Below are 16351 nucleotides of genomic sequence, written 5' to 3' on the forward strand. Positions count from 1 at the left end.
TCTGGCCCGATAAGCGCTTTCAAGAACTTGGAGGCAAAAAAAAGCCGGCAGATTGCAGCTGCCGGCTAGGGGTCAGTGCCCTTGGGGAGGGGCACTTAGGAGCTGCGCCCAGGGGGACGGGCGCAACCTTGGGTTCTCACCCAAATTCCACTGCATCCATTGCGATGCCTTCAAACCAAATCCTATAGTCAAAAGACTAAGCTGGGCCTGAAAGGTTCCCCACTCTTTTTTCGCGGTTCGGACGCCGCAACTGTATCCCACCCACCACCGTTTTGCGGGCAAAAAATTCTGTTTCTGAGACTTTATTCCTCGCCGCACGTCAAAAAACGCTATTTCTGCTTATTTAATAATCAGGCGTTTTTGACACACACTGAGCGGCTCAGCCAACTCACTCGAGCTACGGGAATGAAAATTCAGGCAAAAAAAAGCCCCGATGGGGGTATCTTCGGGGCGAGGGGCTTCTGACTAAGCTTTGGGGATGATGTTGCAATCCAACGATCTTGCTTAGTTAGAGGTGCCCCTTAATCAGTAGTTCCGCGAAAATGAAAAAAATCGCAAAAAACTTAAAATAAACTGCTGACCAGCTCAGTGCGCCTCGTCCCAGTTGGCACCCTCACCCAGGTCCGCAATCAGCGGTACATCCAGCTCGGCCGCAGCCTGCATCAACTCCGGAATGCGCTGCACCACGAGCTCACGCTCATCGGCCGGCACTTCCAGTACCAGTTCATCGTGTACCTGCATGATCAAACGGGTCTTCAGCTGTTCCTCGCGCAGCCACGCATCCACGCTAATCATTGCGCGCTTGATGATGTCGGCCGCGGTACCCTGCATGGGCGCGTTGATCGCGGTGCGCTCCGCAGCCTGACGCTGCATGCCGTTGCGGGAATTGATTTCCGGCAAATACAGGCGGCGACCGAACAGGGTCTCCACGTAGCCCTTGTCGGCTGCCTGTTTGCGCGTATTTTCCATATACGCAAGCACGCCCGGGTAGCGCGCGAAATAGCGGTCGATATAGGTCTGGGCGTCCGCGCGCGGGATATCCAGCTGCTTGGCCAAGCCAAACGCGCTCATGCCGTAGATCAGGCCAAAGTTAATCGCCTTGGCTCGGCGGCGCTGCTCGTCGGTTACCTCGTCCACCGGCACCTCGAACACCTCCGCGGCGGTTGCGCGGTGAATATCCGCCCCGTGGGCAAAGGCATCCAGCAGCCCCTTGTCACCGGACAGGTGCGCCATGATGCGCAATTCAATCTGCGAGTAATCCGCAGCCACAATCGCACTGCCACCATTGATGCGCGGGTCGGCGACAAATGCCTGGCGAATGCGCCGGCCCTCTTCGGTGCGGATCGGGATGTTCTGCAGGTTGGGGTCCGAGGATGACAGACGCCCGGTTGCCGCCACCGCCTGATGATAGGAGGTGTGCACCCGCCCGGTGGCCGGGTCGATCATCTGTGGCAACTTGTCGGTATAGGTATTCTTCAGCTTGGCCATGCCGCGGTACTGCATAATCAGCGCCGGCAGCTTGTGCGAAAGTGCCAGCTCCTGCAGTACCGGCTCGGCGGTCGACGGTGCCCCTTTCGGGGTTTTTTTGATCACCGGAATTTCCAGCTTTTCAAACAGGATGGCACCCAGCTGTTTGGTGGAGCCGAGATTGAATTCTTCGCCCGCCTCGTCGTACGCCTGCCGTTCCAGCGCGCGCATTTTCTTGTCCAGCTCGTCGGACTGCTGTTTCAGCATCGCCGCATCGATGTAGGCACCGTTGCGCTCGATGTGCGTCAGCACCGGCACTAGCGGCATTTCAATTTCATCGAGCACCTTTTCCAGGCTCGGCTCTTGCGCCAGGCGGCCGCTCAGCTCCTGGTGCAGGCGCAGGGTAATGTCCGCATCTTCCGCCGCATACGGGCCGGCCTTGTCCAGCTCGATCTGGTTAAAGGTCAGCTGCTTGGCGCCCTTGCCGGCAATGTCTTCGAACTTGATCGTGGTTTCGCCCAGGTATTTCTGCGCGAGGCTGTCCATATCGTGACGGCTGCCGGTGCTGTTCAGCACATAGGATTCGAGCATGGTGTCGCGGGCAATACCGCGCAGCGCGATATCGTAGTTGGCGAGAATGTGGCTGTCGTACTTGAGGTTCTGGCCAACCTTTTTGTATTCATCACTCTCGAGAATGGGCTTCAGCTTGGCCAGCGCGCGATCAAAATCGATCTGTGCCGGTGCGCCCATATAGTCGTGGGCCAGGGGCAGGTAGGCCGCCTCGCCGGCCTCCACCGCAAAGCTCACCCCCACCAGCTTGGCCTGCATGTAGTTGAGGCTGGTGGTTTCGGTATCGAAGGCAAACAGGTCCGCCTGCTTCAGCTTGTCCAGCCAGGCATCCAGCTCTTGCTCATCAAGGATGATGCTGTAGTTGCGCTCTACCGCGGCGGCCGCCGCAGACGATGCCTCGCCGTCGCCACCCAGTTCGTCGACCCAGCTGCGAAACTCCATTTCGGAAAACAGTTCACGCAGTTTATCGGTGTCCGGCTCGCTGTTGGCGAGGGTCTGCGGCTGGTAGTCCATCTCCACATCGGTCTTGATGGTGGCCAGCACGTAGGACATATCCGCCGCGTCCTTGTGCTCTTCCATTTTCTTGGCCAGGGTTTTCGAGCCGCGGAAGCCGAGCGGCGCGATGCCATCGAGGTTGGCATAAATATCTTTGAGACTGCCGAGCCCCTGCAGCAGTGCCAGCGCGGTTTTCTCACCCACACCGGGAACCCCCGGAATGTTGTCCACCTTGTCGCCCATCAGCGCGAGGAAGTCGATGATCAGCTCCGGGCCGACACCGAACTTGGCTTTCACGCCCTCCACGTCCATGACTGTATTGGACATGGTGTTCACCAGGGTTACGCCGGGGCGCACCAGCTGGGCCATATCCTTGTCGCCGGTGGAGATGATCACGTCCATGCCCTGCTCTGCGCCCTGCAGTGCCAGGGTGCCAATAACGTCATCTGCCTCAACCCCGTCGATCACCAGCCGCGGCAGGCCCATGGCATCGATGATGTCGTGAATCGGCTGGATCTGCGCGCGCAGGTCATCGGGCATAGGCGGACGGTGCGACTTGTATTCCTCGAACAGCTCATCGCGGAAGGTTTTGCCTTTGGCGTCAAAAACCACCACCACCGGGCTGTCCGGATGCTCCTTAAGGTGCTTGCGCAGCATGGAGATCACCCCGCGCACGGCGCCGGTAGGCTGGCCGGTGCTGGTCGCCAGCGGCGGCAGGGCGTGGAAAGCGCGGTAAAGGTAGGAAGATCCGTCCACCAGGATCAGTGGCGCAGAAGAGGTCTTATCGTTGCTCATAGACAAATAGAAATTCGGTTGGCGATGACAGATAGATGAATGCGATGTGGCGCAGTTTGCGCAGGGCGACAGGATACCTGCCTTGAGAAATTTTCGCTCGTACAGCGGCGGCGGAAGTTGCTTCGCCCGACTCCATTTGTCGATGCCGCCGCGCGAGTCATCGCAGTGTCACCCCCACTCAGGCAACAGCTTCTAGGCTTGCAATAGGGAAGTTGCAGAGAGGCATGAAAAAATGAAATCCCGCATATTGATCCACCTCGCGGTGGTTTGGGGGCTCGCCGGCGCCGTTGTCGCGCAAGGTCAGGCACCAGCCGCCACTGAGGAAACCACAAGTGGCTCAGCTTACGCGGCGGAGACCATGGAACACGTGGAGGTAACCGCGTATCCGGTGCCGGAGTTGATCGCTGAAGAAGAAGTGAGCGACAACGAGTACCTTATTCAGGAACAGCACCGCGAGCAGTACCGTCAGGAAATGCTGCGCGATCCAAGCCGCAAGGCCCTGCTTAACAGTGTGCGCAACGTTCAGCAGCAGCAGGTCGAAACGTTGATGCGCGAGGCGGAGGAGCAACTGGCACAACAGCAGGCGCCGCAGGAGGCGCCAACGCAGGAAGTGCTGGAAACAACCGCGGCGGACGCCGCAACCATTGAGCCAGCGCCCGCAGAGGCGCTCACTCAGTCGGTGTCCGATTCGTCAGAGTCAACGCGTGAAACATCGCTGACCCCTGCCGTATCGCCAGAGCAGGAAGCCGACCGGGAAACACCCGCTAACGAGATACAGCTGGAGCAGGATCAGGAGAATACCGCGGGGCAGGAGCCCAGCTGACGCGTGCACGCGCCCGCAATCAGGCGCTACGATCAGGAATCGTACTCAGGCAGCGGCGAGCATCCGCCAGCAGCTTTTCCATCAGCGCACGATAGCCCGCACCTTGCGGCAGCGTATTTCCCAGAGGGTCCAGAGCCTGGTAGCCCAAATTCAGATGACTGGCGGTCTGACGATCGCGGTCGTTGGCAGGGACCTCACCAAACAGGCAGCCGACCGGCCCGCCATCCCCTTCACTTCGAATCTTGTCCAGCATAGTGCGCGCGCCATGCGCCTGCTTTGACCCACCGCTGAGGCTTTCCACCGTCACCCCGGCGGGACCGAAGAACTGGCTGTACGCCTTGTGCGTGGAGACGATGGGCACTTCTTTATACGCCCACAGCGCACGATCCTGAACCTTTTGCAGATTGGCCATGGCGCGCGAGAAGTCGCGGGCGCGCTGGCGGTAGCCCGCGGCCTGTTGCGGATCCAGGGTGCTGAGTCGCTCGGCGATTTGCGCAGCAATTGCCGCAGCATTGCGCGGGCGTAGCCAAAGGTGTGGATCGGCGGGATCCGAGCCATCAAATTCAAACAGGCTTGTATCGCGCAGTAATGATAATTGCCGCTCAGCAGAAACCAGTGCCATCTGTCGAGCAAGTGACGATTCCAGAGCGGGCCCCATCCACACCACCAGCGGTGCCCCCTCGATCGTCAGGCGGTCATTCACCGTGGGCGCGTAATGATGCGGATCACCACCCTGCACCAGCTGGCGGACCTCGGCTGCCTCTCCCGCAACTTCGCGCGCGAGCATCGCCAGCGGCGCAATACTCGTAACAACCACCAGTTTTTCAGAACTGTCAGTACCCGGGGACTTTGCGCCACAACCAATACCCACCAGTGACGCCAAAATCAACCCGAGCGCAATAACAACACCCAATGGTTTTTCGAACATAGACAAACGAACCAACAAAGCAGACAACAAAGCGAATGCAGGCGGCAAGGATAAACCCAACGGCGGGCATCAACCGCGATTGCCCACGAACACTCACCAACACCGAATAAAGGGGTGCGATATAATCATACGCGGCTTACACTCGCCAGCCGTTTTATCAACGATCGCGATTCTGCAGAGGCAAAATCCCTCTCTAACCAGTCTGGAGTCTCCCCTGAGTTCATCCACCCCGCTCATCCGCGCCCACGACCTCGGCCTGAATATTGGTGGCCGGCAACTGTTGCGGGATATTACGCTGGAGCTGCGACCCGCAGAGATCGTCACCGTGATCGGCCCCAATGGTGCAGGCAAGACGACCTTGTTGCGCCTGTTGCTCGGGTTGACCAAACCCACGTCGGGCACGATCGAGCGGCGACCGGCGCTGCGACTGGGCTATATGCCACAGCGCCTGCAGATTGACTCCAGTATGCCGATGACCGTCTCGCGGTTTTTGCAGCTCGGTATCGACGATGTCAGTGCCGCCGCAGCCCTCGACCGTGTGGCAGCCAAGCACCTGGCGAACGCCCGCCTTACCGACCTGTCCGGTGGCGAAATGCAGCGGGTGTTGCTGGCACGCGCGGCGGCGCGCAAACCCCAGTTGCTGGTACTCGACGAACCCACCCAGGGCGTCGACGTCGGTGGGCAGAGCGAGGTCTATCAGTTAATCGCGCAGCTGCGCGACGAGCTGCAGTGCGGCGTGTTGCTTGTGTCGCACGATTTGCACCTGGTGATGGCGGCGACCGATCGCGTGTTATGCCTCAACCAACACATTTGCTGCCACGGGCACCCGGAGCAGGTAAGCAAAGACCCGGTGTACCTTGAAATGTTTGGCGACAAGCTCGCCCTGTATACGCACCACCACAATCACCACCACGATTTGAGCGGCGACGTGGTGGATGAGTGCTGTGATCACGACCATGCGCATGCGCTAACACCTGCGCCCTCCCGGCCAGGTGTGCGAACGCCCGGGAAGCGGAAGAATTCAGGGGGGCGAGATTAATGGACTGGTCACAACTACTGAGCTCCACATTCCTCTGGTACGCGCTGGCGGCCGGCCTGCTGGTGGCGGTGGTCAGCGGACCGCTGGGTTGCTTCGCAGTGTGGCGGCGCATGGCCTATTTCGGCGATACCCTGGCGCACTCAGCACTGCTTGGGGTCACCCTGGGGTTTGTATTGCATATTCAGCCGACACTGGCGGTGGTCGCGAGCAGCTGTGTGCTGGCATTGCTGTTGGTGTACTTTCAGCGCCGCCAGAACCTGTCGGTAGATACCCTGCTCGGGATCCTTTCTCACAGCATGTTGGCCCTGGGCATCGTGACCATGAGCCTGCTGAAGATCAATGTGGATTTGCTGTCGCTGCTGCTCGGCGACCTGCTCGCGGTATCGTCGCAGGATCTGGCGCTGATGGCGGTGGCCGCGGTCATTATTGCGGCCCTGTTGTGGTACCTGTGGCCTAAGTTGTTAGCGTTTACCCTGCACGAAGAACTCGCCGCAGTGGAAGGCGTGCCAGTGGACAAAGTCCGCCTGGCGCTGATGTTGATGCTGGCGCTGTTGATCGCCATCGCCATGAAAGTCGTCGGGGTACTGCTGATCACCGCGCTGCTGATCATTCCGGCAGCAACCGCACGCCGCTTGTCAGCAACACCGGAGCAGATGGCCGGCTTCGCGTCCCTGATCGGCTGTGTATCGGTGGTGGTGGGACTCACCATGTCAGTGGTATGGGACAGCCCCGCTGGGCCATCCATTGTGCTGGCGGCGAGTCTGTTTTTCCTGCTGGGGCATGTGCGCACCGCGTGTGCATGACGGCGACATCGATTAACTGCCCTGGTGCGGCCCCCGCCTTTGTCCTTTGTGGGCCGGTGTCACCGGTTCACTTCCCGCGCGGTGAAACGCATACACCGTGAGGCCGATACCAATCAGCATCAACACAAAAACCGCCAAGCCGACGTAAAAGATCAGTTGGTCAGACATGACTACTCGCTGCGCGCCAGCAGCGCAGAAACTTTTACGTAAATACCAAACGCGAGAATACTCGGCACCCAGAGGGCGGTAAACACGCCCTGCTCACGGTAGCCGTTGAACCAGAGATAACTGGAAAGGGCGAAGGAAATCCCCACGGCGAGAAAAATAAACAGGTCAGACAACCGAAACATTTGCGGCACCTAGTTGCAGTTTGCCCCAAAAGTTTAGTCTTGCCAGAAGCCGATCGCGGCAATTAGCAGCCCGCCAATAGCGAAAGATGCCGGAATGCGCAATCCGGGAACGCCGAAGGTGGTGATCAACGACGGCTCCCACCCGAACAGGCCAGCGATAAACCAGATCACCCACGGTAATACCATGGCAATGCCCAGGTACCCCAGCAGGCGCCGGCCAAAAGGCAGCCATTTAAACCGCATGTTTGCCAGTGCTCAGATTCAACTTCACAGACTTACGCGTCAAAAACCGGTCTTTTCAGATTAGTTCAAGCGCGCAGCTTGCGCACCTCGACGATTCTTACCCCGGATTCTCACCCTGGACTCTCACCCTGGACTCTCACCCTGGACTCTCACCCTGGATAGGCGAGCAGCGTCATATGCAGCAGGTTAACCCCCCAGTGGGCGAGCACACAGGCCCAGAAACTACCGCGCAACTGCCACAGCAGCGCGTAACCAAAACCAGCCACACCGACCAGTGCAAGCATCGTCGACGAGGCCGCCCAGCCGGTATGCAGGGAGACGAACAGTAGTGTCACCAGTATGGTGGCGATCCAGGGCCAACGCTTAAGCCACAGGCCAAGACCGCGCTGTAACACCCAGCGGAAAAAGCCCTCCTCGGCAATGCACACCACAACAAAGTTGAGCAGTGCCGCAAGCGCGATCGTGGCGGTCAGTTTCGGGGCGAAATCGAGAACCATCGCTGCCAACGCGATGGGTAACGCAATCGCAAGCGCGATCCAGGGCAGGTCGTTGCGCTTTAGCGGTTGCGGTCGCACCAACATAAACAACACGATGGTCAGCGCAATGACCGCCTTGGCGGGACGGAAGCTTGGGTAAATCAGATTGGCCGATGCATCCCGATAGGGTTCCATCAACAATATGTGTTCATTGCCCGGAACAACGCCGCTGTTGACCAGCAACATCAACAAACCGGTAATCAAAAAGCTGATGGCTTTTTTCCAGCCGTGGGCACTTTCCATCGCCACCAGGCCGAGCCAGATGGCCGGCGCAAACACACCAATCCAGCCAAAGGGAATGACCAGAAAGCAGAGAAAAGCGGCGGGTAACCAGAGCGATTTGCCGTCGAATGGTTCGCGCGCGGCAATTTCCGGCGCCCCCCGCCGAACACTAAGAGAAAACATAGAAAATCCATTTTCAATAGGTCGAATGGGAACAGGCGCCATCATAGCGCCTGTTGTCGATTACTTCAGTGAACCCCGTCCCTTCAGCCGGTGAACGTGGCTCTCATTGAGCGGTAGGTCAGTTTCATTTTGGCCGGATCCAGTGGCGCCTTGAAAAAGCCATGGTAGTGACCGCGGGGATTAATCAATACCACTTGCGAGCCGTGGTCGACGGTATAGTTACCATCCTCCAGAGGCACCTTGTTAAACGGTACATTCAACTGGTTCGCAAAGCGCTTCAGGTTCAGAAACTCACCGGTTACCCCGGCAAATTCCGGATTGAAGTAGCGCACGTAGTCATGTAGTTGTTTTGGTGTATCCCGCTTTGGGTCTACCGACACCAGTAAAATATCGGTGGTTTTCCGGGTTTCTTCATCCAGTGTCTGATAAAAATTATTTAGCGTCGCCATGGTGGTCGGGCATACGTCCGGGCAGTGGGTAAACCCGAAAAACACCAGTGTCCAACGCCCTTCGAGCTGCGTCGTTTTGAAGGCACTACCAGTATCTGCAATCAGATCGAATTCGTCGAGAATACGTGGGCGCTCCAGCTTGATTGCACCATTGAGGCGTAACTCGGTATCGCTGATTACCCGCGGCTGGTTCATTTTATTCAGGAAACCGGCCATCACCGCGACCATAAATAAAACCAGAACGCCGACGGTTAAAAATATTCCCCGCTTTTGCGTGGCCGTGTGCTGCGAATTCTCACCCATCTCAGACTCCACTGGTTGGTAGTGCAACCAGATAATGATCCAGCAACATAATGCAGAACAGCGCCATCAAATAGATGATCGAGTACTTGAATGTTTCCATGCCCGCGTTGGGGTTGCGATCGCGCAACATTTCCACCGCCCAGTACAGGAAACCAATACCCAGCACCACCGCGCCCAGCAGATACAACCAGCCGAGCATGGCGGTAGCAAATGGCAACAGCGAGACCGCAAACAAAATAAACGTGTACAGCAAAATATGGACTTTGGTGTATTGCACTCCGTGGGTAATCGGCAACATGGGGATTTCCGCCTTGGCGTAATCATCGCGGCGGTGTACCGCAAGCGCCCAGAAGTGCGGTGGTGTCCAGGCAAAAATAATCAGTGCCAGCAGCAGGCCGTGGCCATGAATTTCACCGGTTACTGCGACCCAACCCAGTAATGGCGGTGCCGCGCCGGCGAGGCCACCAATCACAATATTTTGCGGCGTCGCGCGCTTGAGAAACATGGTGTAGACCACCGCGTAACCCAGCAGAGACAGCAGCGTTAACCAGGCGGTAAGCGCGTTCACAAACACAAGTAGAATTGCCATGCCCGCGCAACCGAGAGCCATGGCAAACATCAGGGCCTTTTGCGGCTCGACGCGACCGCGTGCCACCGGCCGATTGGTGGTGCGCGCCATCTTGATATCAATCTGGCGGTCCACCAGGTGGTTTACCGCCGCGGCGCCACCGGCGCACAGGGCGATACCCAGATTACCCAGTATCAATATGTCCAACGGCACCATGCCAGGTACCGCCAGCAACATGCCGATCACCGAGGTGAGAATCATCAGCATCACCACACGGGGTTTGGTGAGCTCATAGTAATCGCGCCAGCTGGCGCGTTGGACCGGTACTGCCTGGGTACTCATGGTTACCACCTCGTTGTCGTTGTTATATGCGGCCGCTTGCGTCTGACTTTTATGGGCGCAGCGCAAAGGTCGCTATCGAGCAAGCGTTGCCAACGGGCAAGGTTTACCCGGTGGCAGGGAGTCCCGATCAGGGCTTCCCTTCGTTCAACCAATTCAACCGAGAGGTACTACTTAACCCTCCTCTCAATACTCTTTTCAATCCTCTACCAATACTTTTTACGGATATTGCTTGATCGCTGGCTGCACCGTATTGATGCGGTAACAGAAGGTCAGCAAGCTCAATAGCAACAGTGCCGCACCGGCATTGTGTGCCACCGCAATGGGGAGCGGCAGGAACATCACCACGTTGGCGATACCCAGCGCCACCTGCAAGGCCAGCACGACCAGCAAACCCTGCCCCCAGCGTGGCGAGCCGGCGCGCCATGCGAGTACCGCCAGCAAGCTCACAATCAGGGTGACGATAATCGCGCCGATGCGATGGGTCAGGTGAATAGCGGTGCGTGCATCATTCTCCAATGCACCGCCGAGGTAATTGGGCCCGATTTGCTGGGCAATATTGAATCCCTCGGCAAAGTCTGCGGTGGGCCACCACTGGTCGTGGCACTTGGGAAAGTCCGGGCAAGCAAGCGCTGCATAGTTGGAACTGGTCCAGCCACCCAGAGCAATCTGTAACCCAACCACTACCACGGCAGCGATCGCCAGCGGGCGCAGCCGTTGCAGCGCGGTAAATTCGTGGGCGGGAATCAGTCGTTTGCGATAGCGCAAACGCTCGGACAACATCCACAACACCGACAGGGTCGCCATACCCCCAAGCAGGTGCAGGGTCACGACCTGCGGCCACAGCTTGAGCGTCACGGTCCACATTCCAAATGCCGCCTGCAGCGTGATCAGGCCGAGCAGGATGTGACTCTGGATAAAGCCGCGATGGCCGCGACGCCGCCAGAACAAATAGGTAAGACCGGCCACAAGTAGCATCAACATACCGGCGAAATAGCGATGCACCATTTCCGGCCAGGTCTTGTCGGTCTCTACCGGGGTATCCGGGAAGGCGGCATTGGCCGCGGCGATTTCACTCTGGTTATCCGGCCACAGCAGATGACCGTAGCAACCAGGCCAGTCTGGACAACCCAAGCCGGCATCGGCGAGACGGGTAAATGCGCCGAGCACCACCACGACTACCGCAAGCCCGGTGCCGATTAAGGCAAGACGAAACCGCCAATCCTGCTTGTAGTTTTTTCTCAGCTCGGTGATGTCTGATTCCACATCCATTGCTTTCTCCTGTTCCCGTTACTTCTCGTAGGAGTACTTCAGCAGTCGCTTGATATCCTTAAGTAGCTGATTGCCGTTGTGGGTGTTGTCGTACACCATCATGGCGTAGCCCTGTTGATCCACCAGCAGCGCACTGGGGCGTTTCAATTCTGCGTGGTCACTATCCGCCAACCACTCATCCAGTTTTTGCTGGTCGGTGGTGGTAAAGCGCAGCTTCGGGTGCTGATCGGCAAGAATACTATGACGGAGCTCCGTAAGCGGCGCACCGGTTACCAGCAGCCGCTCCACACGGCGAGATTTTTCACCCAGGCGGATGTGCACCTGGCGCGTGGTATAGAGGAGCTTTTCGCACTCTCCTGCGCAGTTTTCTCCGCCCACAATCAGGTAGCGCCATTTCGGCTCCTGCATCGCAAGGTCAACCGCATTGCCATCGTCAGCCAGTAGGTCAATTTCAGCGAGGTCCTGGGCCGGCGTGAGCAGCTCGCCCTGATTCACCGTATCCGTGGGCATGCCTACACCGGTGTAAAAAATGATGTAGGCCGCGAGCATCGGCAGTGCCACCGACGCGACCACACTCATGCCGGCCAGGCGACTCAAACCACCCCGCGGCGCAGGTAATGGAGACGGGGACGCCTGCTGAGAATCAGGCTGTGCTTCAGGTTCGATCTGGGTTTGCTCAGTCACGTGAGTACCTCGCTATCACACTCATAACCGGACACAGGTCCAATCGAGTGTTAGTTATTGTTATGCGTTGATTATGTCTGTTTTGGTGTTTATTTAAACCACTTTTCTCGCACTATTTGCCCAAGGCTGGTCGCAGCCAGTAGCCACATCACTACCAGGGCGAAAGCCATGGTGAACCACTGCACTGCGTAACCCGTGTGCTTGGCCGGACTGGTGGTCAACAATTTCCAATCGGTTAGCAGCGCCGTATCGGAATCTGCGCTCAAACGAATATGCCAGTCCGGTTGTTGCAGCCCGGTGTTATGCGCGCGCAACTGTTCCAGTGACTGGATGCGACCATGGACAGCAACCGCCGGCAGAGCATCGTCGCCCGCAAACGAATCACCATTCGGGTAGAGAAAGCCGGTAATTACCTTGGCCGCTAATGGATAGGACACTTGCGGCAACTGGTCACGGTGACTGCTTGCCGGTATCCATCCACGATTGATCAGCCAGCGCGACTTTTCTGCGCTGCCGCTACCGGTCTCAAATACCTGCAGAACCTCATAACCGACACGGCCGTGACGGGTGCGGTTATCCAGGAGAAAGTATTCATCGGTATAAAACCCCAACAGGCGCACCGGGGTATAGGTCGCGGGGACTTTTAGCTCGGATATTTTGATGGGCTGTGCACTGAGACGTGCGTCGACCTGCTGCTGGATACCTTCTTTTTCCGCCGCCCGTTCTAGCTGCCAGTTACCCAGCCCTAGCAAAAGGGGAAAAAAACATATACTCAGAACGGTCAGTGGCCAGTTGCGGATAAATGCTACACTGGCCCCCCGCGCTAAATTATCCTGGCCTTTTGCCAATTGCGCGGAATGGGCGGAGTTCCCGGTCTGTACTGCCTGATCGCGTTGTTGCTGCGATTTTTTGGGAGCTATCATGCCAATAAATACTTCAATAAGTGGCGTTTGTTATGTGGCTTAAAGCAATAATTGTGTTGTTGTTTCTCGCGGTACTGGCCAGCCTGACCAGTGCACTCTTTTTTCTGTTGCGCGACATGGGCGCACCGGAATCAAAACGTTCCCTTTATGCATTAGGCATTCGAGTTTCTCTGGCTGCCCTGCTACTTTTAGCTATCTGGTATGGCTTCGACAGCGGCATACTTTCCAACACCGCACCTTGGGCGAATAAATACTGATTCGGTGAAGGGGTGGGTACCCAAAGGTATCCACCCCTAATTTTTCGTTAGGCGCCCAGCACGTAAACGAAGATGAACAGACCTACCCAAACCACATCTACGAAGTGCCAGTACCAGCTGGCCGCTTCAAAGCCAAAATGATCGTCCGGCTTGAAGTGATTCGCAATCACCGAACGCAGTAACATGATCAGCAGCATAATCGTGCCGAGTGTTACATGCATACCGTGGAAACCGGTCAGCATAAAGAAGGTCGTACCGTAAATTCCGGATTCCAGAGTCAGACCAAGATGCTGGTAGGCTTCGAGGTATTCTTCGACCTGGAAGAACAGAAAGGCGCCACCCAAGGCAACAGTTGCGGTAAGCCACCAATTAAAGCCTTTGCGGTTACCCTTTTTCAGGTACACGTGCGCGATATGCACGGTGACACTGGAAGCGAGTAGCAGCACGGTGTTAATCAATGGCAGGTGCCAGGGGTCGATAATACCCTTGGGGCCGACCACTTTTGCCGCATCACCGCTCACGGCCTGCTCCGGAGTCACCATCAGTGGCCAGGTATTCTGGAAGCCTTCCCACAGCATATTCGAAGAACCGCGGTCACCTTCGCCACCGAGCCATGGCAGGGTAAAGGTCCGGATGTAGTACAGCGCACCAAAGAAGGCGGCGAAGAACATGACCTCGGAAAAAATAAACCAACCCATGCCCCACACGTAAGAGCGCTTGAGCTGATCACTATTGAGCCCCTGCATGTTTTCTTTAATCACCGCGGCAAACCAGAACCACAACACGGTGGCCATCGCGAGGCTGCCGGCAAAGAAAATATAGGAGCTGCCGCCATTGATCCAGGTAGCGGCGCCAAACGCCATCAGGAATATGCCGATGGTGGCGAAGATGGGCAGCCGGGACTGCTCGGGCACATAGTAGCTGCTTTCAGTGGCCATAGTTTTTATCCCTCTCGCTCGGAGTCGGTATTTTTGTTGTTCGCTTGTTTGGCAAATCTTTCCGTGACATCAAACAGCGTGTAGGAAAGCGTAATGGTATTCACGCCGACGGGCAGATCGGGGTCGACGATAAAGCGCAGCCCCAATTCAGCGGTTTCGCCGGCGGCGAGTGATTGCTGGTTAAAGCAAAAGCACTCGGTCTTGTGAAAATAGTTGGCAGCCTTGAAGGGCACCAGGCTGGGGATAGCCTGGCCGATCATTTCACGATCGGTGGGATTGCGCGCGTGAAATACGGTATCCACTGCCTCACCGGGGTGCACACGTATTTCGACCATGCCGGGTTTGAATTCCCAAGGCATGTTTTCGTTATTGCTCGCCACAAACTGCACTTTGACGGTGCGCTCTGTATCGACCGCTGCCGGCACCGCTTCGTAGCGGCCGCCGGTTTTGCCATTCAGGCCGGTTATTTCACAAAAGGCATCGTAGAGAGGCGGCATCACGAACAGCGCAAAGCCGAGCATGCCGACCGCGAGGGTCGTTAACTTGGCTGTGGTTTTTGCATTTGCGCTCAGTGCCATGATGCCAGCCCTCTCAATTCCGGATTAACGTACGACCGGTGGCGTGCTGAAAGTGTGGTACGGCGCCGGGGACGGCACGCTCCACTCCAGCCCTTCCGGGTTTTCCCAAACTTCATCGGTCGCCTTCTTGCCACCGCGCACGGTGCGGATCACATTGAACAGGAACAAGATCTGCGCGGCACCAAACAGGAAGGCGCCCACGCTGGCAATCTGGTTAAAGTCTGCAAACTGCAGTGCGTAGTCGGGAATACGGCGCGGCATGCCGGCCAGGCCAACAAAGTGCATCGGGAAGAAGGTAACATTCAGGCCGACAAAGGCGAGCCAGAAATGCACTTTACCCATGGACTCGTTGTACATGTTGCCGGTCCACTTCGGCAGCCAGTAGTAAACGCCGGCGGTGATCGAGAAGATGGCACCGGGTACCAGCACGTAGTGGAAGTGCGCCACAACGAAATAGGTATCGTGGTACTGGAAGTCCGCCGGGGCGATCGCCAGCATCAGGCCGGAGAAGCCGCCGATGGTAAACAGAATCACGAAGGCAATGGAGAACAGCATTGGGGTCTCGAAGGTCATCGAGCCCCGGAACATGGTGGTTACCCAGTTGAACACCTTCACGCCGGTAGGCACCGCGATCAGCATGGTGGCGTACATAAAGAACAGCTCACCGGCAATGGGCATGCCCACGGTAAACATGTGGTGCGCCCACACGATAAAGCTGAGGAAAGCGATACTCGCGGTGGCATAAACCATGGAGCTGTAACCAAACAGCGGCTTGCGCGCGAAGGTGGGAATAATCGCCGACACAATGCCGAATGCCGGCAGGATCATGATGTACACCTCGGGGTGGCCGAAGAACCAGAACACATGCTGGAACAATACCGGGTCACCACCACCGGCGGCACTGAAGAAGCTGGTACCGAAGTGGATGTCCATCAGCATCATGGTGACCACACCGGCCAGTACCGGCATTACCGCGATCAGCAGGTAAGCGGTAATCAACCAGGTCCACACAAACAGCGGCATCTTCATCAGGGTCATGCCCGGTGCGCGCATATTCAGAATCGTGGCCACGATATTGATCGCACCCATAATGGATGAGGCACCCATAATGTGCACGGCAAAGATAAAGAAGGTCACGCTGGGCGGCGCATACTCAGTGGAGAGTGGGGCGTAGAAAGTCCAGCCGAAATCGGGTGCGCCACCTTCCATGAACAGCGTGGATGTCAGCATCGCAAACGCGAACGGCAGAATCCAGAAGCTCCAGTTGTTCATCCGCGGCAGGGCCATATCCGGTGCGCCGATCATCATCGGCACCATCCAGTTGGCAAGCCCCACAAACGCGGGCATCACCGCACCGAACACCATGATCAGGCCGTGCATGGTGGTCATCTGATTAAAGAAACCGGGCTGCACAATCTGCAGTCCGGGCTGGAACAATTCGGCGCGGATTACCAGCGCCATACAACCGCCTAGCAGGAACATCGCAAAACTGAACCACAGGTACATCGAGCCGATGTCTTTGTGGTTAGTGGTGTAGAGCCAGCGGGTAAAACCGGGTTTCGGACCGTGTGCCATAACTAAACTCC

At 57.3% G+C, this 16351-nt stretch carries 17 protein-coding genes; 4 read left to right on the top strand and 13 right to left on the bottom strand.

Annotation, left to right across the window (positions count from 1 at the left end; translation table 11 throughout):
- Positions 1-585: 585 nt before the first annotated feature.
- The gene (polA, locus tag ACP15R_RS19870) at positions 586-3327 is read right to left on the bottom strand and encodes a DNA polymerase I (RefSeq protein ID WP_224868336.1); all 2742 of its coding nucleotides are present in this window, start codon (positions 3325-3327) and stop codon (positions 586-588) included.
- Between the two features lie 232 nt (positions 3328-3559).
- Between polA and ACP15R_RS19875 the strand changes: the two genes are divergently transcribed.
- Positions 3560-4150: a hypothetical protein gene (locus tag ACP15R_RS19875; RefSeq protein WP_224868334.1), complete on the top strand. Its 591-nt coding sequence runs from the start codon at positions 3560-3562 to the stop codon at positions 4148-4150.
- Between the two features lie 19 nt (positions 4151-4169).
- Here the strand turns inward: ACP15R_RS19875 and ACP15R_RS19880 are convergent, their stop codons facing one another.
- Positions 4170-5126 carry a metal ABC transporter substrate-binding protein gene (locus ACP15R_RS19880; protein WP_424987910.1) on the bottom strand — a complete coding sequence of 319 codons (957 nt, stop codon included), beginning with the start codon at positions 5124-5126 and terminating at the stop codon, positions 4170-4172.
- Between the two features lie 166 nt (positions 5127-5292).
- On the opposite strand from ACP15R_RS19880, the gene znuC reads away from it, so the two are divergent.
- A complete protein-coding gene (gene znuC, locus ACP15R_RS19885; RefSeq protein WP_224868684.1) occupies positions 5293-6117 on the top strand; it encodes a zinc ABC transporter ATP-binding protein ZnuC in 825 nt (274 codons plus the stop codon).
- Positions 6117-6920: a zinc ABC transporter permease subunit ZnuB gene (znuB, locus tag ACP15R_RS19890; protein WP_224868330.1), complete on the top strand. Its 804-nt coding sequence runs from the start codon at positions 6117-6119 to the stop codon at positions 6918-6920. The genes znuC and znuB overlap by 1 nt, the downstream gene beginning before the upstream one ends.
- 170 nt (positions 6921-7090) lie before the next feature.
- On the opposite strand, the gene ACP15R_RS19895 is transcribed toward znuB, so the two are convergent.
- From ACP15R_RS19895 to ACP15R_RS19930, 8 genes are all read right to left on the bottom strand, one after another.
- Positions 7091-7270, bottom strand: coding sequence for a hypothetical protein (locus ACP15R_RS19895; protein WP_224868326.1), 180 nt, complete (start codon positions 7268-7270; stop codon positions 7091-7093).
- Between the two features lie 33 nt (positions 7271-7303).
- Entirely contained in the window at positions 7304-7513 is a 210-nt protein-coding gene (locus ACP15R_RS19900; RefSeq protein WP_224868325.1) for a hypothetical protein, read from the bottom strand.
- A 149-nt stretch (positions 7514-7662) separates the two neighbouring features.
- The gene (locus ACP15R_RS19905; protein ID WP_424987912.1) at positions 7663-8496 is read right to left on the bottom strand and encodes a lysostaphin resistance A-like protein; all 834 of its coding nucleotides are present in this window, start codon (positions 8494-8496) and stop codon (positions 7663-7665) included.
- 41 nt (positions 8497-8537) lie between these two features.
- Positions 8538-9206: an SCO family protein gene (locus ACP15R_RS19910; protein ID WP_224868320.1), complete on the bottom strand. Its 669-nt coding sequence runs from the start codon at positions 9204-9206 to the stop codon at positions 8538-8540.
- Between the two features lies 1 nt (position 9207).
- The gene (gene cyoE, locus ACP15R_RS19915; protein ID WP_224868319.1) at positions 9208-10116 is read right to left on the bottom strand and encodes a heme o synthase; all 909 of its coding nucleotides are present in this window, start codon (positions 10114-10116) and stop codon (positions 9208-9210) included.
- A gap of 216 nt (positions 10117-10332) precedes the next feature.
- On the bottom strand, positions 10333-11385 hold the full coding sequence (locus ACP15R_RS19920; protein ID WP_224868317.1) for a COX15/CtaA family protein: 1053 nt from the start codon (positions 11383-11385) through the stop codon (positions 10333-10335).
- Positions 11386-11403: 18 nt separating this feature from the next.
- Entirely contained in the window at positions 11404-12069 is a 666-nt protein-coding gene (locus tag ACP15R_RS19925) for a hypothetical protein (protein ID WP_224868315.1), read from the bottom strand.
- Positions 12070-12158: 89 nt separating this feature from the next.
- Entirely contained in the window at positions 12159-12992 is an 834-nt protein-coding gene (locus ACP15R_RS19930; RefSeq protein WP_224868313.1) for an SURF1 family protein, read from the bottom strand.
- 32 nt (positions 12993-13024) lie between these two features.
- Here ACP15R_RS19930 and ACP15R_RS19935 point away from each other — a divergent pair, with 32 nt between their 5' ends.
- A complete protein-coding gene (locus tag ACP15R_RS19935) occupies positions 13025-13249 on the top strand; it encodes a DUF2909 domain-containing protein (protein ID WP_224868311.1) in 225 nt (74 codons plus the stop codon).
- A gap of 47 nt (positions 13250-13296) precedes the next feature.
- Here ACP15R_RS19935 and ACP15R_RS19940 read toward each other — a convergent pair whose 3' ends face one another.
- From ACP15R_RS19940 to ctaD, 3 genes are read right to left on the bottom strand one after another with little or no spacing between them, the layout of a single operon-like run.
- Entirely contained in the window at positions 13297-14187 is an 891-nt protein-coding gene (locus ACP15R_RS19940; protein ID WP_222230793.1) for a cytochrome c oxidase subunit 3, read from the bottom strand.
- Positions 14188-14192: 5 nt separating this feature from the next.
- Positions 14193-14765 (bottom strand): cytochrome c oxidase assembly protein, encoded by a 573-nt coding sequence (locus ACP15R_RS19945; protein ID WP_224868310.1) that lies wholly within the window; start codon positions 14763-14765, stop codon positions 14193-14195.
- Positions 14766-14789: 24 nt separating this feature from the next.
- Positions 14790-16340: a cytochrome c oxidase subunit I gene (gene ctaD / locus ACP15R_RS19950; protein ID WP_224868309.1), complete on the bottom strand. Its 1551-nt coding sequence runs from the start codon at positions 16338-16340 to the stop codon at positions 14790-14792.
- Positions 16341-16351: the final 11 nt, after the last annotated feature.

The sequence above is a fragment of the Microbulbifer sp. S227A genome, assembly GCF_049800935.1.